The sequence below is a fragment of the Bradyrhizobium sp. Kon69 genome (genome assembly GCF_055807515.1).
Window position 1 is genome coordinate 1 of record NZ_JBVVOS010000423.1, and the last position, 259, is coordinate 259.

Annotated in this window: 1 protein-coding gene; it reads right to left on the reverse strand. The window is 41.7% G+C overall.

The window, feature by feature from the left end; translation table 11 throughout:
- Positions 1-259 (reverse strand): potassium transporter TrkG (locus AC0L3U_RS39655; protein ID WP_473365158.1); only part of this gene is annotated, 259 nt, incomplete at both ends.

Sequence of the window (259 nt, forward strand, 5' to 3'; positions counted from 1 at the left end):
ATTCCTGCAAGTCTATAACAGACAATACAAGCAATACCTAATAAAGAATAAGTTATCCACAGTGTCCGTGACGTATCGGCCAGGCGGGGAGTGAGTTTGTCATCCTTAAATGGCCCCGGCATTTCTGACTGATAAAGCTTTGCACCACCAATACCCAATAATGGCAATACAGCAACCGCCAGAACAATAACTCCTAAACCACCTATAAAATTTAACTGTGACCGATAGTACAAATATGCCCGAGGTAATGAACTAACAT